This is a genomic window from Methylobacterium segetis, from assembly GCF_004348265.1.
Lineage (GTDB): Bacteria > Pseudomonadota > Alphaproteobacteria > Rhizobiales > Beijerinckiaceae > Methylobacterium > Methylobacterium segetis.
Genome location: NZ_SMNT01000195.1, coordinates 1 through 1208 on the forward strand (window position 1 = coordinate 1; position 1208 = coordinate 1208).

1 protein-coding gene is annotated in these 1208 nt (G+C 72.8%); it reads right to left on the reverse strand.

All coding sequences use genetic code 11. The features are described 5' to 3' along the window. The coding region (locus tag E1J50_RS25825) for a VCBS domain-containing protein (protein ID WP_207919302.1) at positions 1 to 1208 on the reverse strand (1208 nt) is incomplete at both ends.

A 1208-nucleotide genomic window follows, 5' to 3' on the forward strand; every position in this document is an offset into this window, starting at 1 on the left:
GGTGATGGTCGGCGCGTCGTTGGTGCCTGTGAGGGTGACCTCGACCGACCGGGAGACCGTCCCGCCCTGGCCGTCGCTGAGGGTCACGGTGAAGCGCTCGATCCGCGTCTCGCCGGCCGCGAGATATTCGAGCTTGCCGGCCTCCACGCTGTAGACCCACTCGATGCTGCCGCCCGTGCCGCGCCCCGTCGTGTCGGTGACGACCCGCGCGGTGAGCGCCCCCAGCACGTCGCCCGCGGGCGCCGCGGCCACGGTATGGGTATCGGTCAGGTCGAGGTCGGCGAAGCCGATGCTGCCGGCGCCCGTCAGGCTGCCCGCAGGCGTCCTGAGCTCGGCCAGGCCGGCGGCGACGCTGCCGCCCGTGATCGTCGGCGCGTCGTTGGTGCCGGTAATCACGAAGCTGACCGGCCGCGTGCTGGCGCCGCCATTCAAGTCGCTCACCGTCACGTCGTAGGTCACCGTCAGCGACTCGCCCGCCGCCAGGAAATCGGCGAGCCGGTCGGGCAGCGCGAAGGTCGCCGTCACCTGCCCGGCGGCGCCGCCCGTCGAATCCGCCGCCAGGCCGAGGCCGAGCGCGCCCGCAAGGGCCGCCTGCGTCGCGGCCGGCAGGACGCCCTTCGAGGCGGTGGCGGAGGCGAGCTTGGCCGAGAGCGTGTGCCGGTCACCGAGATCCGCGTCGGTGAAGCTCAGCGTCGTCGTGGCGCGGTCGAGGGCGTCGCTGCCCGCCGTGCCGGCCCGCTCGGAGAGCGCTGTGGCCGCCCGCAGCGAGACATTGTCGACAAGGCCGCCATAGCCGTCGTTCAGGATTTCCCGGAAGGCCAGGGTACCGCTCGGGCCGGTCGCCACCACGGCGTAGCTGTGGCGCTCGAAGGCGGTGGAGGCGGCGGTGACGCGGTCGATCACCTGCCCGTTCCAGAGCACCTCGAAGGTGTTGGTCTCGGGCCGCGTTCCGGCGCGCAGGGCGGTGTCGAAGCTGAAGACGTAGGTCTGGCCCGCCTGGGTGGCGATCGTCTGCGATACGGTGTCGAGGGCGTTGGCGTAGTCGACCTCCATGACGGCGCCGGCGGCCGGATCGACGCCGTAGGCCCAGGAGGGATAGACCTCGACGAGGCCGCCGGTATTGGCCCAGCCCTGGCCGCCGGCCGAGAAGTCGCCGTCGCGGACGAGTTCGCCCGAGGCGAGGATCGGCGCGTCGTTGGTGCCGGTGA